We start from the raw sequence: 23,063 nt of genomic DNA, 5'->3' as shown, positions 1-23,063 counted from the left end.
CGACGCGAACAACGGCCTTTCAATGCAGTGTCGATCCGCTTACTGCGGGATCATTCCCGTCAGCACATAAGCCTGGATCAGCGTGACGATACCCACGATTGCGGCGAAGAACAGGCTATGACGCAGCGTGAAGCGGAACAGCGAAGCTTCCTTGCCGACGAGACCCGTCGCCGCGCAGGCCACCGCGATCGATTGCGGCGAGATCATCTTGCCGCTCACGCCGCCCGATGTATTGGCCGCCACGAGCAGCGTGTCCGATACGTTGATCTGATGCGCGGTGGTGTGCTGCAACGAGCAGAACAGCGCATTCGATGAGGTATCCGAACCAGTCAGGAATACGCCCAGCCAGCCGAGGAACGGCGAGAAGAACGGGAACGCGGCGCCCGTGCCGGCGAGTGCCAGCGCGAGCGTCGACGACATGCCCGAGTAGTTCGCCACGAACGCGAAGGCCAGCACGAGGCCGATCGACAGCACCGGACGGCGCAGGTCGCCGAGCGTTTCGAAGAACGCCGAAATAGCGGCGCGCGGCTTCATCTTGAGGATCAGCGCGGAGACGATGGCAGTCAGCATGATCGCGGTGCCCACGGCAGCAAGCCAGTCGATCTTGAACACGGCTTCGTAGGGCTTGGCGGTCGCGACAATCGGCGCGGTACGCACGACGAGTTGATCGAGGCCCGGCACATGGAAACTCAGCACCGTGCCCGCGAGTGGACCTTTCGCGGCGAACAGCGCCTTGAACGGCTTGACGCTCCAGACCGTGACGATGGCGGTCAGCAGAATGAACGGCGACCATGCGCGCACGGTCTGCGCAATGCTGTACGGCGAAGCCTGTCGACTCGACGGCGCAGCGTTCCGCGCGCCGCCACCGAAACCGCCCATGGCAGCAGCGCCGCCGCTGATGCGAACGTTCGACGTCGCGCCTTGCGCTGCACGACGCGGCGACCACACCTTGAGAAACGCAGCCAGCGCAACGAGGCTCACGAGTGCCGAAGTAATATCCGGCAGTTCCGGCCCGATGTGATTCGACGTGAAATACTGCGTCACCGCGAAGCTGCCGCCCGCGACCAGCGCTGCGGGCCACGTTTCCTTGAGGCCGCGCTTGCCGTCCATGATGAAGACCAGCCAGAACGGCACGAACAGCGAGAGCAGCGGCAACTGGCGGCCAGCCATCGCGCCGATCAGGAACGGATCGATGCCCGTGACCTGTCCCGCAACGATGATGGGAATGCCCATCGCGCCGAATGCCACCGGCGCCGTGTTGGCGATCAGGCACAGACCGGCCGCATAAAGCGGCTCGAAACCGAGTCCGACCAGCAGCGCCGACGTAATGGCGACCGGCGCGCCAAAGCCCGCGGCACCTTCCAGGAATGCGCCAAACGAAAAGCCGATCAACAGCAGTTGCAGGCGCTGGTCATCGGTTATCGACAGGACCGAAGCGCGAATGATGTCGAACTGCCCGGTTTTCACCACGATCTTGTAGAGAAACACGGCGGTGACGATGATCCACGCAATCGGCCAGAGACCATAGGCAAAGCCGAATCCCGCGGACACGAGCGCCTGGCGCACGGGCATGCCGTATTCGAAGATGGCCACGCCCAGCGCGAGCACGAGCGTGATCGCGGCTGCCACGTGGCCCTTGAGACGCAGGCCGGCGAGCGCGACAAAGAAGAACAGGATGGGCACGGCGGCCACAAGCGCGGACAGCCACACACTGCCGAGCGGGGTGTAAATCTGATGCCAGGGTTGCACTACGGTCTCCTCCGATGATGCGGTTCAAAACGAAATGAAAATCGTCAGACATGGCTTGGAATATATTTCGCATGACTGATGATATTTGCGTGTGCCGCTATTGCGGTTGATCGCGGTCGCGCAGCAGATCGTGCAGGCTGCGCGGCGCGGGTTTGAGCGGCGTGCGGTGCTGCGTCCAGCCCATTTGCTGCGAAGGCGCGAGGCCGCGCAGACGCGTCGCTGCCCAGCGCAGCGCGCGATAGGCACGCGGATGCGCGAACGCGCCGCTCCAGAAACGCCAGATGAACTGCTCGCTGCGGCTATGGTTTGCGCCCTGGCCACGCAGCGGATGCGCGACGGATTCTTCGGGGTCGCGATTCGCTTCGGTACGCAGGCGCACCAGCAATTGCGGAATCGGAATACGCACGGGACAGACTTCGCCGCACGCGCCACACAGGCTCGATGCGGTGGGCAGATCGGCAGTCGCGTCGAGGCCTAGCAAGTGCGGCGAAATGATCTTGCCGATCGGGCCAGGATAGGTCGTGCCATAAGCATGCCCGCCGATGCGCGTGTACACCGGGCAATGATTCATGCACGCGCCGCAGCGAATGCATTGCAGCGTGGCGCGCAATTGTTCGTCGGCGTAAGCCTGGCTGCGGCCGTTGTCGAGCAGCACGAGATGCACTTCGCGCGGGCCGTCTTTTTCGCCTTCGCGGCGCGGGCTGCTGATGAGGTTGAAGTACGTCGTGATCGGCTGGCCGGTGGCCGAGCGTGTCAGCAGGCTCGATAACGGCACGATATGTTCGAGCTTCGCCACCACCTTTTCCATGCCCATGATCGCAACATGCACGTCAGGCACCGTGGTCGAAAGCCGGCCGTTGCCTTCGTTTTCCACGAGCCAGAGCGTGCCGGTATCGGCGGCGGCGAAGTTCACGCCGGATAGCCCGATCTGCGCATCCACGAAGGCGCGGCGCAGCGCGCGGCGGCCGGTTTGAATCAGCGCGTCGACGTCTTCGGTATAGGGGGTATCGGGAATGTGCTCTTCGAACAGATGCGCGATATCGCCTTTCGTTTTATGGATCGCGGGCATGACGATATGCGAAGGCTTTTCGCCGGCAAGCTGCACGATGTACTCGCCCATATCCGATTCGATGCAATCGATGCCGCGCTCGCCCAGATAGTGATTCAGCTCGATTTCCTCGCTCGCCATCGACTTGCCCTTGATGACGCGCGTGGCCGCGTGCTGTTGCGCGATGCGGTGAACGATGCGGTTGGCGTCGTCGGCGGTTTCGGCCCAATGGACCTGGATGCCGTTGGCGCGCAGCTTCGTTTCGAGTTGTTCGAGCAGTTCGGGCAGGCGGGACAGCGCGTGCTGGCGCACCGCTTCGCCAAGGTCGCGCAGGTCTTCGAGTTCGTCCGCTTCGGGAAACTGCGCGGCACGTTTGCCTTGCAGAAAATCCATCGCGCCGCGAAAGCTTTTACGCAGTTGCGGGTCGTCGAGCGCGGCGCGGGCGCGCTGGCGAAATTCAGCCGTGGGCACGAAATGCAGCGTGTTTTCAGCGTTGGCGTGTTCGGTCGTGCTCATTGCGCGGCTCCGTTCGAAGGCGTGGGCTTTGCGGCATCGGCATCGGCATCGGCATCGGCATCGGCATCGGCATCGGCATCGGCATCGGCTTCGTCGCCGGTGACGACGATCACCCACAAGGCGCGCGGGCCGTGTGCGCCGTAGGCCGTGGTCTGCTGGATGTCCGAGGTCTTCGAGGGGCCGGAGATCATCACGAGATTGGTCGGCATGCCGTCGCGCCAGCGTTCTGCGGCTACGGCGGCGTGCAGGTCGGCGTGCAGGGTGTGGGCGTGAACCAGCGCGATATGCAGTGGCGGCACGAGTGAAACGGTGCGAGGCGCGTTGGCGTCCGGGACGACGATCAGCGTGCCGGTGGCGGCAAGGCCGGAGCGTGCCACCGTAAAACCCGCGTCGATCGTGTCGAATAGTTCGGACTTCCATGTTTCTATCGGCGCTGCGTAATCGCGGGTTTCGATCGCGCTCGCGTGCTCATGCAGTGCGTTGGCGAGCGCGTTGCCTTCGGCGTTCGACGTATCGAGCAGCATCCGCTTGACGCCCGAAGAAGCGAGGCGTTGCGCGAGCGCCGTCGGCCATGCTTGTGCGCTTGCGCAGACGACATCGGCGTGTGCGGCTTCGAGCATGCGCTGGAACTGCGTGATGCGTGCGGATGGCGTGGCGAGCGTGGCCGCGTCGTGCGCGCGGCGCTGCGCGTAGTGAGCGTTGATGCGCTGGTCGAGCGCGGCGGCGGGCGTTGCGGCGGTGGGCGCGCTGGCACGCAGACGGGCCAGCATGCGCTCGCGTGCATCGAGGGTATCGAAGTTATCCATGCTCATGCTTCTCCGCCAGTACGGCGCCACAGGAACGACGCAAGATGTTCGACTTCGAGCGGCGAGCCCTTGCGCTGCGCAGCGTGGCCGATGTTGAGCAGGCAGCCGCAATCGGCGGATACCAGGCGGTTGCAACCCGTCGCGCAGGCCGAGGCGATCTTGTCGGCGACCATCGCGCCGGAGATGTCGGGGTGCTTGAGCGAGAACGTGCCGCCAAAGCCGCAGCATTCGGATTCGCGTTCGTGCTCGATGCGCGTGACGCCGGGCAGCGCATCGACGGCTTCGACGCCATGCACGCGCGTGCCCATTTCGCGGCGCGCGCCGCACGAGGTATGCAGGACCACGCGTTCTTCGGGCTGATCGCGCGCGGCGTCGCTGTAGGTGCCGTGCGGGCCCAGGTCGATGTCGAGCACGCGCACGAGGAATTCGGTCAGTTCATAGACGCGCCCGGCGATGGCGGTGGCCCGTGCGGCATCGGCTTTTTCGCGGGCCGGGTTGCCGGCGTCGTCGCTATCGAACAGGGCCGGCCAGTGATGCCGCATCATGCCCGCGCACGAACCCGAAGGGACGATGACGGGCCACGGCTGCTCGAACAGGCCGAGTTGCGCACGGGCGACTTCGCGCGCCTGGCGCGGGTTGCCGCTGCTGTAGGCGGGCTGGCCGCAGCAGCTCTGGCCGCGCGGAAAGTGGACGGTGAGGCCTTCGCGCTCAAGCAGCTTGACCGCGTCGAGGCCCGCCTGGGGCACGAACAGGTCCACGAGGCAGGTCGCGAACAGGTAGACGTCGGTGGGGCGCGGGCCGGTGGGGTATTGCCGTGGCTTCATGTCTCGCTCGTATCGAAGGGCGCTCCTCGACGAATCGATGTTGGGGAGCGCGTCGTGCTGGCGTCTCGTTGGCGTCCGGCGGGTTCGGGCGCGGCGACGGCGGGTTTGTGGCGCATAATTCCCGCTTCGGGCAGCGGCTTCAAACTGGTTGGACCAGTTGGGAAATACGCCACGCGGCCTTCGAAGCACAGGACAGGTTCGGGGACAGGCAATGAGGGACAGGGCTGGCGCGCGCGGGCGCGTCGAAACGGTAATGCGCCGGATGGAAACCGCGCTGCTCGACGGGACGTGGCGCGCGGGCGAGAAGCTGCCGTCCGAGCGCGTGCTCGCGCAGGACTATGGCGTCGCGCGCAATACGGTGCGCGAGGCGACCCAGCGGCTCGCCGCGCGCGGTCTGGTGGCGAGCCGCGCCGGTGCGGGCGTATTCGTCACCGATCAGTTGCGCACGGGCTTTGCTTCGCCTTGGGGGCAACTGGTGGCCGATCATCCGGCGCTGCGCGACGACATCCTCGAATTTCGCCGCGTGCTGGAAGGCGCGACCGCGTATTTCGCGGCGCTGCGCGCGAGCGACGACGATCTCGCACGCATCCGCACGCTGATGGACGAACTGGAGCGCACGCGCGCCAGCGACGATAAAAGCGCGGAAGCCGATGCCGATGCGAAGCTGCACGAAGTCATCGCCCAGGCGTCGCACAACGCGATGTTTTTGCACCTGCATACGAGCGTGCTGGGCGTGCTGCGCGAGCACATCACAATCAATGGCACGGGGCTGCGCGAACAGAACGCGGAGGCGTCGAGTCTGCTGCTTCTGCAACACCGCACGCTATGCGATGCGATTCTCGCGCGGCGCCCGGAAGAGGCGCGCACGGCCATGCAGACGCATATCGATTTCGTGCGTGCGCGGGTGGGCGAGGAGAGCGGCTTGATCGAAACTGGTCCAACCAGTGAGCGCGATAGCTGGCCGGGCGCGACGCCGAAGGCCCGCGCAGCCATCGCCCCAAAACGGCGCACGCGCCGGGCCAGTGCGGCTTAGCCCGATTTGCCGCGGGGCCGCCATACGCCAACCTGAAGCCTGGCGCCGCCAAAGGCTGCTAAAGTCGGCGCACAGGCTGAACGCAGCGATCCGTCGCAGCGACACAATGCAGCGACCCGACGCAGCGACCCAAACAATAAGGAGCCACGGCCATGAACCCGCCCACCGCGCGTATCGAATCGCTGAATGCCATTACGCTCACCGTGAGCGACATCGCGCGTTCGGTGCGCTTTTACGAGGCGCTGGGTTTCACGCACAAAGCCGGGGCCGCCATCGCCGGTTTTGCGTCGTTCGAATTGGGCCAGGGCGCGGCGGCGTGCTATCTGAATCTGCTCGAAGGGCAGCATGGCAAGGTCGAGGGCTGGGGCCGCGCGATTTTCTATGTAAGCGACGTCGATGTCTTCCATGCGCAGGTTTGCGCGGCGGGCCTCACGCCCGAGTTCGCGCCGCAGGACGCGCCTTGGGGCGAGCGTTATTTTCATCTGCTCGACCCGGACGGGCATGAGTTGAGCTTCGCCAGGCCGCTCGGTCAAGCGATCCATGGCAAGTGATCGATGCATTTGAAATATGTGTGACACCCGTAGCGCCGATAGTGGCGCGTGGCCGTGTCCGTCCGCGCGCGTGAGGTCCGATATCGGGATGCACGCGAGGCGCGAGCGCCGCGGGTTGCCATTCATCGAAAGAGGAGAGTCGCCATGAACGAAATGGAGCGCGGTGCCGAGGCCGCCCAGCAAGCGGATTTCGACGCGCAACAGCAGTCCGACGCCGAGCGCGAGCGTCGTCGCCGTCTCAACGAAGAGCTGATCGACGCCTATGACGAAGAGCTCGAAATGGAAGTCGACGACCGCCTGCAGGAAAACGGCCTCGAAATCACCGAAGAAACGCGCGCGCTGCGCCGCGTCTATTTCCGCGAGTTGATCCGCCTGCAAGGCGAACTCGTGAAGATGCAGGACTGGATCGCCAGCACCGGGCATCGTCTCGTGGTGATTTTCGAGGGCCGCGATGCGGCGGGCAAGGGCGGCGTCATCAAGCGCATCACGCAGCGTCTGAATCCGCGCATGTGCCGCGTGGCCGCGCTGCCCGCACCGAACAACCGCGAACGCACGCAATGGTATTTCCAGCGCTATGTCCAGCATCTGCCCGCAGGCGGCGAAATGGTGCTGTTCGACCGTAGCTGGTACAACCGCGCGGGCGTCGAGCGCGTGATGAACTTCTGTAGCGACGACGAGTACGAAGAGTTCTTCCGCTCGGTGCCGGAGTTCGAAAAGATGCTCGTGCGCAGCGGCATCCAGATCGTCAAATACTGGTTTTCGATTACCGACGACGAGCAGGAAGTCCGCTTCCAGAGCCGTATCGAAGATCCGCTCAAGCAGTGGAAACTTTCGCCGATGGACCTCGAAAGCCGCCGCCGCTGGGAAGCGTACACGCACGTCAAGGAAGCGATGCTGCAGCGCTCGCATATTCCCGAGGCGCCGTGGTGGGTCGTGCAGGGCGTGGACAAGAAGCGCGCGCGCCTGAACTGCATCAGCCATCTGCTCAGCCAGGTGCCGTATCACGAGATCGAGCATCCGCAGGTCACGCTGCCTGGGCGCGTGCATCATCCGGATTACATTCGCCAGCCGGTGCCGCCCGAAATGTTCGTGCCGGAACTCTATTGATCGCTGCCTGAAACCCAAAAGTAAAAGCCGCGCTTCGTGAGAAGCGCGGCTTTTTTATGGGGCGAACCTCAGAACAGGTGGCGGAACACCCAGTAGAGCGCGCCCGCGAGCACGATCGACACCGGCAGCGTGAGCACCCATGCGAGCACGAGGCTGCGCACGGTGTTCCATTGCAGACCCGAGCCGTTCGCGGCCATCGTGCCCGCCACGCCCGAGGACAGCACGTGGGTGGTGGAAACCGGCAGGCCGTAGACGTCGGCGGCACCGATCGTTGCCATCGCAACGAGTTCGGCGCTGGCGCCCTGGCCGTAGGTCAGATGCGTCTTGCCGATGCGCTCGCCCACCGTCACGACGATGCGCTTCCAGCCCACCATCGTGCCCAGCCCCAGCGCGATGGCCACGGCCACCTTCACCCAGGTCGGGATGAACTTGGTCGCGTGATCGGTCTGCGCCTTGAAGTTGTCGATGGCCTTGGCGTCCGTGGCGGAGAACGCGGGCTGCTTCGCCTTGTCCATCAGGCGGATCGCTTCGGAGGCGAGGTACATATTGTTGCGCACGTTATCGACGACCGACTGCGGTACCGCCGAAATCGAGCCATAACCGCCCACCTGCTCGCCCAACTGGTTGGAAAGCGCGGCAAGCGCCGGCACCGTGGCCGGGGCGAGCGTGCGCGAGCCAACGAAGCGTTCGACTTCGGCGCGGGCATCGGCGGGTGCGGCCACGCCGTTGGCGTACTTGCCGAGCGTATTGGCGGCTTCGTGCGCGACGGCGATGAAGGTCTGCGTTTCGGCGGGCGTCACGGCCTTGTTGAGCGCGTAGGCAGTGGGCACCGTGCCGATCAGGATCAGCATGATCAGGCCCATGCCTTTCTGGCCGTCGTTCGAGCCGTGCGCGAACGACACGCCCGTGCAGGTGAGGATCAGCAGCGCGCGAATCCAGAACGGCGGCGGTTCGTTGCCCTTCGGCTCGCTATAGAGCGCGGGCACTTTCACCAGCGCCTTGAGCACGAGCAGCAGCAGCGCGGCCAGCAGGAAACCGACGATCGGCGAGAACAGCAGCGACTTGCCCACGCCCATCGCCTGGCTCCAGTCCACGCCGCTCGTGCCGTTGGCGCCGTGCATCAACTGGTTCATCAAACCCACGCCGATGATCGAGCCGATCAGCGTATGCGAGCTCGACGACGGCAGGCCGAAATACCACGTGCCCAGGTTCCAGATGATGGCGGCGATCAGCAGTGCGAACACCATCGCGAAGCCCGCGCTGCTGCCCACTTGCAGGATCAGTTCGACCGGCAGCAACTGCAGGATGCCGAAGGCCACGGCGCCGCTCGAAGTCAGCACGCCCAGGAAGTTCCAGGCGCCCGACCAGATCACGGCCAGGTTGGGCGAGAGCGAGTGCGTGTAGATGACGGTCGCGACGGCATTCGCGGTATCGTGGAAGCCGTTGACGAACTCGAAGCCCAGCGCGATCAGCAGGGCGATACCCAGCAACAGCCACGGCAGCGCGGAGCTTTCGCGCACGGGGGAAAGATCGTCGGCGAGATGCATGCCTACGTAGACAGCGCCCGCGGCAATCACGAGCAGGAAAACGAGCAGGCTCACGTTACGGCCACGCGTGGGCGCGGCGCCCGGTTGCGGTGACAGGGAAAGGTCCGGCATGACGAGCAGGCTCCTGTATCTGGCGGGTAGAACGAGGGGATTGGTCAGTCGAAACCGCTTCGAAAGCGGCGGTGAAAGCAACGCTTCCGATCATGCGGAGCATGCGTGACGAATTGATGATATCGGTGTGCAAGACATGCCGGATGGCGTACGTTCACGGTAAAAAAGGCCATAAAAGGCGGCCATTCATAGGAGGATTGCGGACGTGGCCGAGCGCGCCGATGAAACTGTGCAAGACCCGTGTGCGCATGCGCACCGCGGCCGTTCGCATCGGCATGTACTGGCCTTGAGCGTGTTCGCGCCGGGCCGCCGCTTGCGCGTGCGCCGCTGGCTGCTTGCGCGCGGCAAGGGCGTCACGGGTTTGATCGGCAATCATCCGTTTTTTGCGGCGTGGTGCGGCACGCTGATCGCCACGGCGATGGCGGCGTTGACCTACGCGGCGCTCTATCGCGGTCGCGCCGACGAACTGCGCCATGCGATCGAGAACTCGTCGAATATCGTGCGGATCGTCACGGCCGATATCACGCGCAATGTCGAGCTTTACGATCTTTCGCTGCAAGCAGTGGTGTCGGGCGCGCAGCAGCCGCAAACCTGGCGGCTGCCCGATGCCTTGCGTCAGCGCATGCTGTTCGATCGCGCAACGGCGGCCTCATTTCTGGGCGGCGCGTATGTGCTCGATGCGCAGGGCCATGTGAAGGCGTCGCAAAGCGATGCGGTGCCCGCCGACGTTTCATTGGCCGATCGCGACTTCTTTGTTGCGCAGGCAAGCAATCCGCAAGCCGGTCTGTTTATTTCGAAGCCCTATCTATCGCGTTTGCGCAAGGGCGTGCAGTCGATCGCGCTGTCGCGTCGTATCGATGCGCCTGATGGCGCGTTCGAGGGAGTGGCGTTGCTTGGTGTGCGGCTCGATTATTTTCAGCAGCTTGTGGAGCGCATCGACGTGGGACGTCGTGGCGGGGTGTTCATCATCATGCAGGACGGCACGCTGCTCGCGAGCAGGCCGATGATGCCGCATGGCGCGGGTACGAGCTACGCGAACTGGCAGAACTACCGCATCATCTCGCAGCACGATTCCGGCACCTTCACGGCGCATTCGGACGCGGACGGGGTGGAGCGGCTCTATACCTTCGCGCGCGCGGAGGGCACGCCGATCATCGTCGGCGTTGCGCCTGCTGTGGACGATATTCTCGCGAGCTGGCGGCGCAGGTCCTGGCTCGCGCTGGCCATGACGACGGTGTTCGGCGGCGCATGGGTCGCGGTGTCGTGGATTCTGGCCTTCGCGTTGCGCGACAAGGTGCTCGCGCAGGCCGCGCTCGAGCGTCTGGCGCTGACCGACCCGCTCACCGGTCTGGCGAACCGGCGCGCGCTGGACGAGCGCCTGATCGCCGAATGGCAGCGCGCCACGCGCGGGCAGTCCGCGCTTTCCGTGCTGTTTCTCGACATCGATCATTTCAAGCTGTTCAACGACACGTATGGGCACGCGGCAGGCGACGAAGTGCTGGCGCTGGTCGCCGAGCGCATCGCGTCCGGCACGCGGCGCGCGACGGACATGACCGCGCGTTACGGCGGCGAGGAGTTCGCCGTCGTGCTGCCGCTTACGTCGCTTGAAGGCGCGCAGAAGATCGCCGAAAAGATTCGTCGGCGAGTGGAGGCGGCCAATCTGGCGCACAGCGGCTCGCGCTATGGCCGGGTCACCGTGAGCGTGGGATGTGCGAGTTGCGCGCCGCCCGTGGGCAGAAGCGGCGGCAGCGGCGCGCAGTTACTCGCTGCGGCCGACGCTTTGCTCTACGAAGCGAAGACGGCGGGGCGCAACCAGGTGCACGCAAGAGAATGGACTGGCGATGAGACCGGCGAGGCGGGATCGGCCGCCGCGCCGGATATCGGCTAGCACGCGCCTTTAGCGCGCCGATTTCGACAGGCGATGGCCCAGTCCCAGGTTCGACACGATCTGCCAGGTATAGACGCGCGAATAGTGCACGCCGAATTGCCGGCCGATCAATTCGCGCACGCGGCTATTGGTCCAGGCATCGCTGGCAAAGCCGTGATCGCGGGCGGAGCCGTGCAGCGCGAGCGCGATCCAGCCTAGCGCCGCCTGATCGAGCACCGATGGACGGCCGCCCACGCTCATCTGCTGTAGCGCAGCGAGCCCGCCGTCCTCCACGATGGTTTTATAACGGCGCACCGTCTGGGCAGACAGGTGTAAGGAGTCGGCCACGGCGTGCACCGTGGCGCCATCCACCAACATCTGGCCGGCAGCCATTCGGCGCGCGACGCTCGGCAAATTCTCGGTTCGGGTAAGCATGTGATCACTCGTCGACGAAAGATTCCGGACATGCGGCTTACGGAAGCGCCGCTCCAGTCAACCCTCTCAGTGCATGCGGGTCTTGTCGCTTGCTACGGTCCTGCATTGTTGTTGCACGGCTTCTGCAAAGTGCGGGGCCATTGCGGACGGCGAAACGAAACGCCCACGCGGAGCGTTTGCGGGTTGTCCCCGGTGTGCTTGACGGTCACAGGGTCCAGGTTGTCCCGCAGCGGTTATTAATAATTGTTTTTGTATGGATTGTGTATAGCTGGCGGAAAAATAGTCTGCTTGACTTAGCGTTTTTCCTGGTCTATCGGAAAAAATGATCGTGTCCAAAACATTCAACAATGCGTGCAAACGTTGCGCATTCGTATGATAAAGCCCCGATTCATCATATCTTTTATGTTTGCAATCCTTTATTTCGGGAATTTCGGCACACGTAACGGGAGCCCATCGGAAAATTTGGGCAGAATGACTTTTCTGAATGGGATTGAATGGGATTCCATCTTCGATTTCATTCGGATTTAAATGGGTTTGCTGGAATTGCTTAATTATGTCTTTGAGTCGATGCAATTAATGCAAACTGGCTATTTCTAAGCTGACGGAAAGCGCGCATTCAAATGGCGCAATCCGCTTGACGGCCACCGGAGATGAACAAGGAACTCGACGACAAGGTTGAACGGTTGCTGCGTCGCGCCGCAAGCCGGCGCGGTCTGGTGCCGTATGGCGCGTTTCACGCGCTGTTTGGGCAAACTGTGCCGCTACGCGAGCGCTACGAAATGCTGGAAGCCGCGGCTGCGGCATTGTGCGAGCCTCAGGTAGCCGATTACGCTTCTTTGCTCGCCACCGATTCGGGCTTGCCCGGCCCCGACTTTTATACGCGTTTCAGACGCCTGCACAGCGATCGCTATTACGCCACGCTTGGCGCGGATCGTCATCGCATGCTCAAGCTCACGGAAAAGCGCGCATTGGCGAGCGAAGAGCGGCAGCGCGTGTACGATCACTATCGCAGTGCGGTGCCAGTGCCTGTACCTGCATGATGTTTCGCCCGCAGCGATTCAAAAATAATTAGCTATGCATATCGAATTCACCGTCGCGATGAATATCCACCAATAAGGGGAACATGCAATGCGCTTCAACGAACATGCAAAACCGATGTTGCGTATGACTGCTGTGCTGATTGGACTTGCGATAACCGCGCCGTTTTGTGCGCAAACGGCTGCGGCAGCTGACGCTGCTGCAAGCGCCCCCGCCGGCGTGCTGCAACTGGGCGAAATCCAGACTGTGGCGCATGTGGTGAAAGTAGACCCGGCGACGAATTCCGTCACCTTGCGCGGCCAGAGCGGCAAGGCGGTGACGGTCGCGGTCGACCCGGCGGTTGCGAATGTCAGCAAACTCGCGCCCGGCGACCAGGTGAACATTCTCTACAAGGACGCGCTGCTGCTGCGCGCGGACAAAGTGGATACCAAGGGCATTCGCGAGCGCGTGGAAACCACGGCGGCCACGCCAACCTCGGACGGCGTGACGGCGACGGCGCGCTCGGTGCAGGTGGTGGCGACGGTGCAGAAGATCGACCACAAGAACCGCAAGGTGACGCTGCGTGGGCCGACGCGCACGGTGGTGGTGAACGTACCCAAAGACGTGCCGATGGGCACGCTCAAAGTGGGCGACAACGTCCGCGCAGATTACGTGGGCGCAACCGCTGTAGAAGTGACGCGCAACGGCGAGCGCGTGCAATAAAAGCCGGGAACGGCGCGCCTGAAACATGGCGCGCCCGATTCATCGCGGCAACTCAAACTGCCTGGATATCCGCATCGATCGCTGATCGTCAATCGACGCGATTGCGATCGCGCGCGAGAATCGACACGTACACGGCGGTCGAAAAGATGATCACCAGCGCGCCCACCACGACCTTGGTGTGATTGAACTCCACCAGCCCGATCACGGCGATGGCGATGCCCGCGGCCGAACCCAGCGTGCCGATAGCAGCGACGAAAATACGCAGTTTGCTCCAGACGCGATGGCGGCGCTCGGGACCGGCACCGGCTCTCAGACGATCGAAAATCATGGCGGTTCTTCCCCGTGGGTAACAACCGGGCGGCTCGCGCCAGCAGGCGGCGTGCCGTCGGACTCGAATCAGGACTCGAATCGATTATAGCGATCGGAAATTTCGGCGCTTTCAGCGCGTGCGTGTCATTTCGAGCTACGCAAGATTTCGCATGCTTTTATGCGCGTTTAAGTTTGCCTTAATTTTGCGAAGCCATGATGGGTGCGTCGGGTCGATTCGATAGTCGATTCGCGGTTGTTCTTCACGTCCCCTGTTAGCCGCCGATCTTTATCGGCGGCTTTTTTTTGTGCGCACGCTTTGGCTGCGCTTTTACTCGTGCTCGGGAAAGCCCGCGCGCCCTTGCGTAAGGTCGCGCAGCACGTCGCGCGCGGCGTCCACGGCCGTAGCAGGCAACTGGATCGTCAGCCGCACGGTCATCGTGTAGCGGCTGTCCACGAGCGTGTGCTGGTTCTGCTCGATCCAGTGGCGCACGCGCGTCTCGTCGGGATAGCCGACTTCCACCATGAACCTGGCCTGGGCGATGCGCTCCACGCGCGGCGCGTCCTGCAATGCGCTGGCGATGGCGTCGGTATAGGCGCGCACGAGGCCGCCCGCGCCCAGCTTGACGCCGCCGTAATAGCGCACCACGGCCGCCAGCACGCCGTCCAGATCGTGATGGCGCAGGACTTCGAGGATCGGCCGTCCTGCGGTGCCGGAAGGCTCGCCATCGTCGGACATGCCGGACTGGCCGCCCGCCAGCAGCGCCCAGCAGACGTGCGTGGCGGTGGGGTGTTCGTCGCGCAGACGGCGCAGTTCGATCATGGCCGCGTCGCGGTCGGCGACCGGAATCGCGAGGCCGATAAAGCGGCTCTTGCGGATCTCGAGCTCCGCGCTGACGGTTGAGGCTAGGGTGAAGGTGGGCAAGGCAGGCGCGGCGACGTGGACGAAACCGTCATGTTATCGGATGCAGCACAGCGGCCTGGGTTTCCCGAAAACCCCGCCAAAAACTGCGACCACAGGACGCGCCTCCATATCTTGACAATATCCGTAATGGATTCTTGCGCCTTGTGCTAATGACGGGTTCGGGACGAGGCCCGATAATGGTGTTCGTGACGGGTCTAGCTCTGGCTGGGGCGATGCCGAACTCCTCATTCGGTGATCCGTCATTTCAAGAATTCCTCCCGCAGCGCCCGCTTTTTTTCCTGCCCGGCGCGCGACCTTCCCCGAAGCATCCAAAAAAAATCCCGGTCTGGACGTTGTCCGTAGACCGGGGTTCATAAGGCTCGCCTGTTCTCAAGAGGCGATTCAACGTTACGCCGATCAAAATTCGCCAGCAACGCGAAAAAAAAAGCCCGACTTGCGCCGGGCTCCAAGTGTGACCGCACCCGTTGCCGGGCGCGGCACCTGCAAAAAAGCTTTGCTTACGCTGAGAGCAGCGAACGCAGCACGAACGGCAGAATGCCGCCGTGCTTGTAGTAGTCGACTTCGATCGGCGTATCGATACGCAGCAGCACGTCGACGCGCTGATCCTTGCCGTCCTTGTGGTGGATCACGAGCGTCAGATCCTGCTGCGGCTTGAAGTCGTCCGTGAGACCTTCGATATCGAAGGTTTCCTCGCCGGTCAGGCCGAGCGACTGCACGCTGTCCGAGCCCTTGAACTGCAGCGGCAGCACGCCCATGCCGACCAGGTTCGAGCGGTGGATACGCTCGAAGCTGCGTGCGACCACGGCCTTCACGCCCAGCAGTTGCGTGCCCTTGGCCGCCCAGTCGCGCGACGAACCCGTGCCGTACTCTTCGCCGGCGAACACCATGGTGGGCGTGCCGGCGTCGATGTACTTCATCGCCGCGTCGTAGATCGAGAGCTGTTCGCCGCTCGGCTGATGGATCGTCAGGCCGCCTTCGACGCGCGTGCCGTCGGCCTTCGCCGGGATCATCAGGTTCTTGATCCGCACGTTCGCGAACGTGCCGCGCATCATGACGTCGTGGTTGCCGCGACGCGAGCCGTAGCTGTTGAAATCGGCCTTCTGCACGCCGTTTTCCTTGAGCCACTTGCCGGCGGGCGAGTCTTCCTTGATCGAACCGGCCGGGCTGATGTGGTCGGTCGTCACCGAGTCACCGAAGATGCCCAGTGCGCGCGCGCCCTTGACCTCGGCCACTTCCGACGACGGCGTCATCGAGAAGTCCGCGCCGAAGAACGGCGGCTCGGCGATATAGGTCGACTTCGGCCAGTCGTAGACCTGACCTTCCTCGCCCTCGATCTTGCTCCACAGGTCGCCCTTCTTCGTGAGCTGGGCGTAGTTCTTCTGGTAGACGTCGGCGTCCAGCGCGTACTTGAGCAGCGCGTTGACCTCTTCGCTGGTCGGCCAGATGTCGCCCAGGTAGATGTCACGGCCACCCTTGCCCTTGCCGACCGGCTCGGTCATCAGGTCGCGCGTGATGTTGCCGGCGATCGCGTAAGCCACGACCAGCGGCGGCGAAGCCAGGAAGTTCGCGCGGATGTTCGGGTGAATCCGCGCTTCGAAGTTGCGGTTGCCCGACAGCACGGCCGCCGCGACCACGTCGTTCTTGACGATCGACTCGTTCAGTTCCGGCGTCAGATCGCCGGCATTGCCGATACAGGTCGTGCAGCCGTAAGCCGCGAGTTCGAAGCCGAGCTTCGACAGATACGGCAGCAGGCCCGTCTTCGTCAGGTATTCCGTGACGATGCGCGATCCCGGCGCGAGCGAGGTCTTGATGTGCGGTGCCACCGTCAGACCGGCTTCCACGGCCTTCTTCGCCAGCAGACCGGCGGCCAGCAGCACCGACGGGTTCGACGTGTTCGTGCACGAGGTAATGGCGGCGATCAGCACGTCGCCGTTGTGCAGCTTGACCTTGTCGGCCACGTCGTATTCGGCGGTGAGATCGGCGGCCTTCTTGTTGAAGCCGTTTTCCGCGACCGGCTTCGAGAACAGGTCCGTGAAGGTCGACTTCACATTGCCGATTTCGATGCGGTCCTGCGGGCGCTTCGGACCGGCCAGCGAGGGCGCAACCGTGCCGAGATCCAGCACCAGCGTCTTCGTGTAGTCGATCTCGCCGGCCTTCGGAATGCCGTACAGCTCCTGCGCCTTGAAGTAGTTCTCGAACGCGTCGATTTCAGCCTGCGTGCGGCCCGTACCCTTGAAGTAGTCGATGGTTTTATCGTCGACCGGGAAGAAGCCCATGGTCGCGCCGTATTCCGGCGCCATGTTGCCGATGGTCGCGCGGTCCGGCAGCGACAGCGAGGCGGTGCCTTCGCCGAAGAATTCGACGAACTTGCCGACGACCTTCTCCTTGCGCAGCATTTCCGTGATGGTCAGCACGAGGTCGGTGGCCGTGCAGCCTTCGCGCAGCTTGCCCTTCAGTTCCACGCCCACGACGTCCGGCGTCAGGAAGTAGACCGGCTGGCCGAGCATGCCGGCTTCCGCCTCGATGCCGCCCACGCCCCAGCCCACCACGCCGATACCGTTGATCATGGTGGTGTGCGAGTCGGTGCCGACGAGCGTGTCCGGGTAGTAGACCGTATCGTCGCCTTCGGCCTTCTTGTGCACGCCGCGCGCGAGGTATTCCAGGTTCACCTGATGCACGATGCCGATGCCCGGCGGCACGACCTTGAACGTGTCGAATGCCTGCATGCCCCACTTCATGAACTGGTAGCGCTCGTTATTGCGCTGGAATTCCAGTTTCATGTTCAGGTCGAGCGCGTCCTTCTGGCGGAAGTAGTCGATCTGTACCGAGTGGTCGACCACGAGGTCGACCGGCACCAGCGGCTCGATGACCTTCGGGTCCTTGCCAACCTGCTGCGCGACGCCGCGCATGGCCGCGATGTCGGCGAGCAGCGGCACGCCGGTGAAGTCCTGCAGCACGACACGGGCAACGACGAAGGGGATTTCATCGACGCGCGCCGCATTGGGTTTCCAGTTGGCGAGCTGCTCGATGTGCTCTTCCGCGATCTTCTTGCCGTCGTAGTTGCGCAGCACGGACTCGAGTACGAGGCGGATCGAAACCGGCAGGCGATCGATCTTCACGCCGAGCTGCTTGCCGAGTTGCGGCAGCGAGTAGAACTTGCCTTTGCCGGAACCGCTGTCGAATTCCTTTAGCGTTTTGTGGAGGTTGTGGGCCATGGTGTTTTCCTTCGTTTAATCGCGGAAATAACGCTTTACTTCACGTGTGCTGCTGATACCGGATTCTGCCTGCTTGTTGCCTGCGAATTGCCTGCGAGTTGCCTCGTAACTCAGATCACATACAAGTCTACGTATTCATGCACCGGCATGGCGTCAAGCCGTGCCGCATCGAGCGAAACTTCAAGAATGGCCTGTTGCTGCTTCGGCGCGAAACGGTGCGCGAGGTTGGCGCGGAACGTCTCGATCGGCAGCGGGATGCCTTGTGCGCGGCGTCGCTGATGGCCGATCGGATATTCCACCACGACTTCGGGCAGCGTCGTGCCGTCGTTGAATTCGACGCTGAGCGCGTTGGCGATCGAACGCTTCGCGGGATCGTGATAGTCGCGCGTGAATTGCGCATCTTCCTCGCAGACCGTTTTCGCGCGCAATGCGTCGATGCGCACGTCGCGCGCCACGTCGTCTTCGTAGTCCGCGGCGTGCGTCCGAATGGTGATGTGCTCGATGTCTTGCGCCGTTCTGCCCCGTTGCGCGAGCTGGCCGTGCAGCGTCATGGCGGCTTCGGCGGCAGTCTGGGCGTGGAATTCGGCGGGAAACGCCATCTTGAACGGCACGTTTTCCATCGCGTGCGTGCCGTAAGGGCCCAGCAGTTTATTGCAGGCCGGGGAGGAGAGCGCCTCGAATCCGCAGCCGGGCGTGTCGATCAGACAGTGCCGGGCCGTCGGCAGCGCGTGCGCGCTGTCGAGCCCGTCTTTGGCAAACCCATCAAGCACATCGTCGACGATATCGACGAGTACCTGATCGGGCTGCGGCCTGACGTTGGCGACCGGTGCGGACATCGAGGCGTCCCGCGGCCTTTACTGACCCGAAGCCGCGCTCGCGCCAGCAGCCGGAGCCGCGCGGTTCAGCGCGTTGGCTTGCGTCGGCGCCATCGCGCCTTGTTGCATGGCCGCGGTCTTGCACTCGTCGGCCAGACGCGAGCTGTCCTTGTCCGAGAACAGCATCGCCTTGGTCGGGATCACGACCAGGTCGAGGCCGGTAGCGGCGTCGTGGAAGCGGTCCGCGCCCGTCGTCGTGGTTTGACGCGGCAGGTTGTAGTTCTTGTTCGCCCAGTGAACGGTGACGATCTGGTCACGTGCCATGTCGCCCTTCAGGTCGAACTGCATGCCTTCAGCGCAGCTCCAGTGTTCCGAGCCTTCCGGGATCGCGTCGACCTTGGCTTCCTTGGCCGGGTTGGCCTTGCGCTTGATGATGCGGTGCTTCGGAGCCGGCTTCGCGGGCTTCTTGGCGGTCGTCGTGGTGCCTTGCGCGGCAGCGTCGGTAGCGGCCAGCAGCAGCGTCGAGGACAGCGCGCCGATGACGGTAGCGATCAGCAGTTTCTTCATGGAGTCAGACCTTTTATCTCTTAAATCGGTTGATCAGTGCGCGGCCGCAAAGCGGCGGCCGCCGGTTGCACTGCGCGCGCCCCGTGAGCGCGCAGCGGACGCTATTTTCACCTATTTATGGGTACGAACTTCAGTTTTTCCGGTGCGCAAAAAAATGCGCGAGACCAGGGAGAACCCCAGGTTCCGGGCGATCCGATGATGTGCGATCTGCTCCTGTCTCCTCGCACGTCTTTGCCTCATGCGCTGGTTGTCTCGCCGAACAGCGGTGCGGCCTCGAGCGGCACCGCGCGGCCGGTCGAGCGCGCACGGCGCAGCACCGACCAGTAATAGCGATAACTTGCGCGATCGTGCAGCGTATCGCCGTGGCGCGTCGGGCCCCACTGGGCGTGCTGGGCGGCCAGCAGAATCTCGGCGGCGGTCGTAATTTCTTCGTCGCGCGGCGCGAAAGCGGTCACGATGACCGGAATCTGCGCGGGATGAATGCTCCACATGCGCGTGTAGCCGAATTCGTTGCGCGCGCGACGGGCGTCGTTCGCGACGCTGTCCATATCGCGCACTTCGGTGCTCACGTTGTGTGACGGAACCTTGCCGAAGGCGTGGCAAGCCGCGGCGATTTCCAGCTTGGCGCGCCGCACGAGCGGGTGATCGAACTGGCCGGGCGAGCGCATGGCGCTGTCGGGAATCGCGCCGTCGTGGGCGGAAACGAAGTCCATCAGCCCGAAGCTCAGCGATTCCACGCCGCGCAGCGCGGCCAGATCGAAGGCGCGCGCGAGTGCGCCATGCGTTTCGATCAGCAACTGGACGGGAATGGCTTTGTCGATGCCCATTTCGACGCGCGTGGCTTCGATGAACGCGGTCATCTCGGCGGCGTCGCCCACGGTGCGGATCTTCGGCAGCGTGATGAAGGCCGGCGCGCGTTTGGCGGCGCGCAGGATCAGGCGGACGTCGTCGCGCCAGTGCGGATGATGGAAATCGTGGATACGGACGCCGACGCGCCCGAACCGGTCGTGTTCGCTGCCGAGCAGGGAAGCGACGAGTTCCGCGTGTTCGGCTTCGCGGCCGACCTGGGCGCCGTCTTCGCAGTCGAGCGTGATGTCGAATACCGGGCCGAGCTGCTGCTGCAGCGCGAGAGACTTCAGCATCAGCTTCTCGCTGCCGGCGTAGTGATCGCACGCGGGCAGGAGGGTAGGCGGCGCTTCGCCGTCAAACAGCACTTCGGCTGGGAGAATGGCGCGCATCTTCGGCGTCAGGGATCGTAGTTTGGGGGAAAACCTGATTCGTACGCGTCCTGTGCGCCATGAGCGGGTCAAGGCGCGTGCGGATCAGTGCGCGGGACGGCGGCATCGAAGGCCACGGATTCCCGCGCAAGAACCGGAGCCCGCCGCATTGCAACGGGGTTCCGGTTTGCCTGCATCGAGCTTACTTGAGCAGGTGAGCGACGCCGTCGCGCTCTTCGAGCAGCTCGTTGAGCGTGCCCGTCATCTTTTCGCGCGAGAATGCGTCGATTTCCAGGCCTTCGACGCGCTTGTACTCGCCGTTTTCGCAGGTAACCGGCACGCCGTAGATGATGTCTTCCGGGATTTCGTACGAGCCGTCCGACGGGATGCCCATCGTGACCCACTTGCCGTTCGTGCCGAGGACCCAGTCACGCACGTGGTCGATCGCTGCGTTGGCGGCCGAAGCTGCCGACGACAGGCCGCGCGCTTCGATGATCGCCGCGCCGCGCTTGCCGACCGTCGGGATGAACGTGTTGCGGTTCCATTCGTCGTCGTTGATCAGCGCGTTGAGCGACTGGCCTTCGACCGTGGCGAAACGGAAGTCGGGGTACATCGTCGGCGAGTGGTTGCCCCACACGGCGAGCTTTTCGATCGAAGCGACCGGCTTGCCCGACTTGGCTGCCAGTTGCGACAGCGCGCGGTTGTGGTCCAGACGCAGCATGGCCGTGAAGTTCTTCTTCGGCAGATCCGGCGCCGACTTCATGGCGATGTAGGCGTTCGTGTTGGCCGGGTTGCCGACGACCAGCACCTTCACGTCGCGGCTGGCGACGTCGTTCAGCGCCTTGCCCTGAACCGTGAAGATTTCAGCATTGGCCGACAGCAGGTCCTTGCGTTCCATGCCCTTCGAGCGCGGACGTGCGCCAACCAGCAGTGCGACGTCGGCGTCCTTGAACGCGACCTTCGGGTCGTCCGTGATGACCACGCCCGCGAGCAGCGGGAATGCGCAGTCGTCCAGTTCCATCACGACGCCGTTGACGGCGGCTTGCGCCTGCGGCAGGTCCAGCAGTTGCAGGATGACGGGCTGGTCCTTGCCGAGCAGGTCGCCGTTGGCGATGCGGAACAGCAGGGAGTAAGCGATCTGACCTGCGGCGCCGGTGACGGCAACGCGCTTTGCGGGCTTAGCCATTGAAAATCTCCAGGAAGATGCGTTATTCGCCAGGGTAAAGCGCCATTCTATATGCGCGTTACGCGAAGCGTTCGTGAATCAGACGGTCTCTTGTCGGCGTGCTGCCGAGGCCTTGCTGGGCCTGGTGTGCGCGCCGGCGGGCGGGCCGCCATGCCGGTAACCTGTACGACGAAGCCTGGGAATGAACGGGAACGCCCTTGACAGGGCGCCTGACGCAGACCGCTTGCGTGTGCCGATTCCTGCAACAGCTCGGCTGGGACGGTCCACAGGCGCGCCGCGCGGAGGGTGCGCGGGCGGGGCGGATCGAAACCGCTACTGCATGACTGCTAGAAGGAACAGCATGTGCAAGGCGGACTGCGGCGCATTCGCCACGAAATGCGGATGCAGCCGGCGGCGACAAATGAATTGCCCGCGGGCACCCGCAAACCCTTGCTCGATCGGGAGTTTAGGATTCGCAATGGGTAAAGTCAACACTATCTTATGTCTTATATAAGACATATCTGTTGTGCCCAAAAGGGTAGATTTCCAGAGGGCTTTATGTTGAAATGCGCGCCATGAATGCGAACCCGGTCAGCAACGCGAACTCTTCCGCTCCTGAGAGCGGAACGCCTGCGTCCGCGTCCGCGGCGCCTTCGCCGTCCCCTACCTTCAGTCCACTCTACCAGCAGATCAAAGGGCTCATCACCCAGAGCCTCGAAACCGGCGAGTGGAAGCCCGGTGAAATCATCCCCAGCGAAGTCGAACTGGCTGCCCGTTACAAGGTCAGCCAGGGGACCGTGCGCAAGGCGATCGACGAACTGGCCGCCGACAACCTGCTGGTGCGGCGTCAGGGCAAGGGCACATTTGTTGCGACGCACAACGAAGAGCGCGCCCAGTTTCGCTTTCTTAGATTGCTGGCAGATGACGGCGCGGAGCATCCGCACGTCAGCCGCCTGCTGGAATGCCGCCGCATGCGCGCCTCCGCCGAGATCGCACGTCAGCTCGATTTGAAGCCCGCCGATCCGGTGGTGCTCATCAAGCGTCTGCTGCAGTTCGACGGCGAGAGTACCGTACTCGACGAAATCTGGCTGCCGGGCGGCGTGTTTCGCGGCCTCACGGCCGAGCGCCTCGCTGAATACAAAGGCCCGCTCTACGCCATGTTCGAAGCCGACTTCGGCACGCGCATGATCCGTGCGACCGAGAAGATCCGCGCCGTGGCCGCCGAGCCCGCAGTGGCCGATCTGCTCAATGTGCCGGCCGGCTTTCCATTGCTTTCCGTCGATCGGGTGTCCTATACCTATGGAGACCGACCGGTCGAGGTACGCCGAGGTTGGTATGTCACAACTGGGTACTACTATCAGAATGACTTGAGTTGAAAAATGCCCGCAGGAGACAAGCGGGCTCTCCCCAGCGCCGGTCTTTTCGTGCGCGCATCAGCGGTTAGCAGGGCTGATTTCGCTGCAGCGCGAAAAGAAATGGCGGTAAAATTGCGTATTAGTGTTAACACATAGTAGGGGTC

At 63.6% G+C, this 23,063-nt stretch carries 19 protein-coding genes and 1 pseudogene; 7 read left to right on the top strand and 13 right to left on the bottom strand.

Annotated elements, in window-relative coordinates:
- Positions 1 to 39: 39 nt before the first annotated feature.
- The 4 genes from U5A67_RS38965 to U5A67_RS38950 all read right to left on the bottom strand — a co-directional run bounded on the left by U5A67_RS38965 (position 40) and on the right by U5A67_RS38950 (position 4,943).
- Entirely contained in the window at positions 40 to 1,749 is a 1,710-nt protein-coding gene (locus U5A67_RS38965) for a lactate permease LctP family transporter (protein WP_321818559.1), read from the bottom strand.
- Between the two features lie 97 nt (positions 1,750 to 1,846).
- A complete protein-coding gene (locus U5A67_RS38960; protein WP_205985328.1) occupies positions 1,847 to 3,313 on the bottom strand; it encodes a LutB/LldF family L-lactate oxidation iron-sulfur protein in 1,467 nt (488 codons plus the stop codon).
- Positions 3,310 to 4,125 carry a lactate utilization protein gene (locus U5A67_RS38955; RefSeq protein WP_321959816.1) on the bottom strand — a complete coding sequence of 272 codons (816 nt, stop codon included), beginning with the start codon at positions 4,123 to 4,125 and terminating at the stop codon, positions 3,310 to 3,312. Before U5A67_RS38955 ends, U5A67_RS38960 begins: the two co-directional genes overlap by 4 nt.
- Positions 4,122 to 4,943: a (Fe-S)-binding protein gene (locus tag U5A67_RS38950; RefSeq protein WP_321818557.1), complete on the bottom strand. Its 822-nt coding sequence runs from the start codon at positions 4,941 to 4,943 to the stop codon at positions 4,122 to 4,124. The genes U5A67_RS38955 and U5A67_RS38950 overlap by 4 nt, the downstream gene beginning before the upstream one ends.
- Positions 4,944 to 5,196: 253 nt before the next feature.
- Between U5A67_RS38950 and U5A67_RS38945 the strand changes: the two genes are divergently transcribed.
- The 3 genes from U5A67_RS38945 to ppk2 all read left to right on the top strand — a co-directional run bounded on the left by U5A67_RS38945 (position 5,197) and on the right by ppk2 (position 7,634).
- Positions 5,197 to 5,976, top strand: coding sequence for a FadR/GntR family transcriptional regulator (locus tag U5A67_RS38945; RefSeq protein ID WP_321818569.1), 780 nt, complete (start codon positions 5,197 to 5,199; stop codon positions 5,974 to 5,976).
- Between the two features lie 152 nt (positions 5,977 to 6,128).
- Positions 6,129 to 6,527 (top strand): VOC family protein, encoded by a 399-nt coding sequence (locus U5A67_RS38940; RefSeq protein ID WP_321818556.1) that lies wholly within the window; start codon positions 6,129 to 6,131, stop codon positions 6,525 to 6,527.
- A gap of 153 nt (positions 6,528 to 6,680) precedes the next feature.
- Entirely contained in the window at positions 6,681 to 7,634 is a 954-nt protein-coding gene (gene ppk2 / locus U5A67_RS38935; RefSeq protein WP_321818568.1) for a polyphosphate kinase 2, read from the top strand.
- Positions 7,635 to 7,702: 68 nt separating this feature from the next.
- Here the strand turns inward: ppk2 and U5A67_RS38930 are convergent, their stop codons facing one another.
- Complete coding sequence (locus U5A67_RS38930; protein ID WP_205985324.1) at positions 7,703 to 9,292, bottom strand: inorganic phosphate transporter; 1,590 nt, start codon at positions 9,290 to 9,292, stop codon at positions 7,703 to 7,705.
- Between the two features lie 205 nt (positions 9,293 to 9,497).
- Here U5A67_RS38930 and U5A67_RS38925 point away from each other — a divergent pair, with 205 nt between their 5' ends.
- On the top strand, positions 9,498 to 11,180 hold the full coding sequence (locus U5A67_RS38925; protein WP_321818555.1) for a sensor domain-containing diguanylate cyclase: 1,683 nt from the start codon (positions 9,498 to 9,500) through the stop codon (positions 11,178 to 11,180).
- 9 nt (positions 11,181 to 11,189) lie between these two features.
- On the opposite strand, the gene U5A67_RS38920 is transcribed toward U5A67_RS38925, so the two are convergent.
- On the bottom strand, positions 11,190 to 11,594 hold the full coding sequence (locus U5A67_RS38920; RefSeq protein ID WP_205985323.1) for a helix-turn-helix domain-containing protein: 405 nt from the start codon (positions 11,592 to 11,594) through the stop codon (positions 11,190 to 11,192).
- A gap of 650 nt (positions 11,595 to 12,244) precedes the next feature.
- Here U5A67_RS38920 and U5A67_RS38915 point away from each other — a divergent pair.
- A complete protein-coding gene (locus tag U5A67_RS38915) occupies positions 12,245 to 12,634 on the top strand; it encodes a hypothetical protein (protein ID WP_205985322.1) in 390 nt (129 codons plus the stop codon).
- Positions 12,635 to 12,758: 124 nt separating this feature from the next.
- The gene (locus U5A67_RS38910; protein WP_321818554.1) at positions 12,759 to 13,334 is read left to right on the top strand and encodes a hypothetical protein; all 576 of its coding nucleotides are present in this window, start codon (positions 12,759 to 12,761) and stop codon (positions 13,332 to 13,334) included.
- A gap of 88 nt (positions 13,335 to 13,422) precedes the next feature.
- Here U5A67_RS38910 and U5A67_RS38905 read toward each other — a convergent pair whose 3' ends face one another.
- The 7 genes and pseudogenes from U5A67_RS38905 to U5A67_RS38875 form a co-directional block, all read right to left on the bottom strand.
- The gene (locus U5A67_RS38905; protein WP_205985320.1) at positions 13,423 to 13,662 is read right to left on the bottom strand and encodes a hypothetical protein; all 240 of its coding nucleotides are present in this window, start codon (positions 13,660 to 13,662) and stop codon (positions 13,423 to 13,425) included.
- 309 nt (positions 13,663 to 13,971) lie between these two features.
- Entirely contained in the window at positions 13,972 to 14,565 is a 594-nt protein-coding gene (locus tag U5A67_RS38900) for an IMPACT family protein (RefSeq protein ID WP_205985319.1), read from the bottom strand.
- Positions 14,566 to 15,062: 497 nt separating this feature from the next.
- Positions 15,063 to 17,780, bottom strand: a complete 2,718-nt coding sequence (gene acnA / locus U5A67_RS38895; protein WP_321818553.1) for an aconitate hydratase AcnA — start codon at positions 17,778 to 17,780, stop codon at positions 15,063 to 15,065.
- 110 nt (positions 17,781 to 17,890) lie between these two features.
- Positions 17,891 to 18,418 (bottom strand): annotated as a pseudogene (gene prpD, locus U5A67_RS38890) (2-methylcitrate dehydratase); the annotation flags it as partial.
- A gap of 216 nt (positions 18,419 to 18,634) precedes the next feature.
- Positions 18,635 to 19,162, bottom strand: a complete 528-nt coding sequence (locus U5A67_RS38885) for a hypothetical protein (protein WP_205985313.1) — start codon at positions 19,160 to 19,162, stop codon at positions 18,635 to 18,637.
- A gap of 236 nt (positions 19,163 to 19,398) precedes the next feature.
- On the bottom strand, positions 19,399 to 20,400 hold the full coding sequence (locus U5A67_RS38880; protein ID WP_205985311.1) for an HpcH/HpaI aldolase/citrate lyase family protein: 1,002 nt from the start codon (positions 20,398 to 20,400) through the stop codon (positions 19,399 to 19,401).
- Positions 20,401 to 20,581: 181 nt separating this feature from the next.
- Positions 20,582 to 21,565 (bottom strand): malate dehydrogenase, encoded by a 984-nt coding sequence (locus U5A67_RS38875; protein WP_205985310.1) that lies wholly within the window; start codon positions 21,563 to 21,565, stop codon positions 20,582 to 20,584.
- Between the two features lie 545 nt (positions 21,566 to 22,110).
- Between U5A67_RS38875 and U5A67_RS38870 the strand changes: the two genes are divergently transcribed.
- Complete coding sequence (locus U5A67_RS38870) at positions 22,111 to 22,920, top strand: GntR family transcriptional regulator (RefSeq protein ID WP_205985308.1); 810 nt, start codon at positions 22,111 to 22,113, stop codon at positions 22,918 to 22,920.
- Positions 22,921 to 23,063 lie beyond the last annotated feature (143 nt).

Origin of the sequence: Paraburkholderia sp. J69-1, from assembly GCF_905220255.1 — a bacterium.
Classification (GTDB): domain Bacteria; phylum Pseudomonadota; class Gammaproteobacteria; order Burkholderiales; family Burkholderiaceae; genus Paraburkholderia.
The sequence above is the reverse complement of the archived record's forward strand: the minus strand, read 5'-3'. Positions and strand labels throughout refer to the sequence as shown.

Excerpts from the sequence above, each read along its gene's own strand:
- U5A67_RS38960 (WP_205985328.1), bottom strand. The coding sequence starts at position 3,313 with ATGAGCACGACCGAACACGCCAACGCTGAAAACACGCTGCATTTCGTG.
- U5A67_RS38955 (WP_321959816.1), bottom strand. The coding sequence starts at position 4,125 with ATGAGCATGGATAACTTCGATACCCTCGATGCACGCGAGCGCATGCTG.
- U5A67_RS38950 (WP_321818557.1), bottom strand. The coding sequence starts at position 4,943 with ATGAAGCCACGGCAATACCCCACCGGCCCGCGCCCCACCGACGTCTAC.
- U5A67_RS38945 (WP_321818569.1), top strand. The coding sequence starts at position 5,197 with ATGCGCCGGATGGAAACCGCGCTGCTCGACGGGACGTGGCGCGCGGGC.
- U5A67_RS38940 (WP_321818556.1), top strand. The coding sequence starts at position 6,129 with ATGAACCCGCCCACCGCGCGTATCGAATCGCTGAATGCCATTACGCTC.
- ppk2 (WP_321818568.1), top strand. The coding sequence starts at position 6,681 with ATGGAGCGCGGTGCCGAGGCCGCCCAGCAAGCGGATTTCGACGCGCAA.
- U5A67_RS38930 (WP_205985324.1), bottom strand. The coding sequence starts at position 9,292 with ATGCCGGACCTTTCCCTGTCACCGCAACCGGGCGCCGCGCCCACGCGT.
- U5A67_RS38920 (WP_205985323.1), bottom strand. The coding sequence starts at position 11,594 with ATGCTTACCCGAACCGAGAATTTGCCGAGCGTCGCGCGCCGAATGGCT.
- U5A67_RS38915 (WP_205985322.1), top strand. The coding sequence starts at position 12,245 with ATGAACAAGGAACTCGACGACAAGGTTGAACGGTTGCTGCGTCGCGCC.
- U5A67_RS38910 (WP_321818554.1), top strand. The coding sequence starts at position 12,759 with ATGACTGCTGTGCTGATTGGACTTGCGATAACCGCGCCGTTTTGTGCG.
- U5A67_RS38905 (WP_205985320.1), bottom strand. The coding sequence starts at position 13,662 with ATGATTTTCGATCGTCTGAGAGCCGGTGCCGGTCCCGAGCGCCGCCAT.
- acnA (WP_321818553.1), bottom strand. The coding sequence starts at position 17,780 with ATGGCCCACAACCTCCACAAAACGCTAAAGGAATTCGACAGCGGTTCC.
- U5A67_RS38885 (WP_205985313.1), bottom strand. The coding sequence starts at position 19,162 with ATGAAGAAACTGCTGATCGCTACCGTCATCGGCGCGCTGTCCTCGACG.
- U5A67_RS38880 (WP_205985311.1), bottom strand. The coding sequence starts at position 20,400 with ATGCGCGCCATTCTCCCAGCCGAAGTGCTGTTTGACGGCGAAGCGCCG.
- U5A67_RS38875 (WP_205985310.1), bottom strand. The coding sequence starts at position 21,565 with ATGGCTAAGCCCGCAAAGCGCGTTGCCGTCACCGGCGCCGCAGGTCAG.
- U5A67_RS38870 (WP_205985308.1), top strand. The coding sequence starts at position 22,111 with ATGCGCGCCATGAATGCGAACCCGGTCAGCAACGCGAACTCTTCCGCT.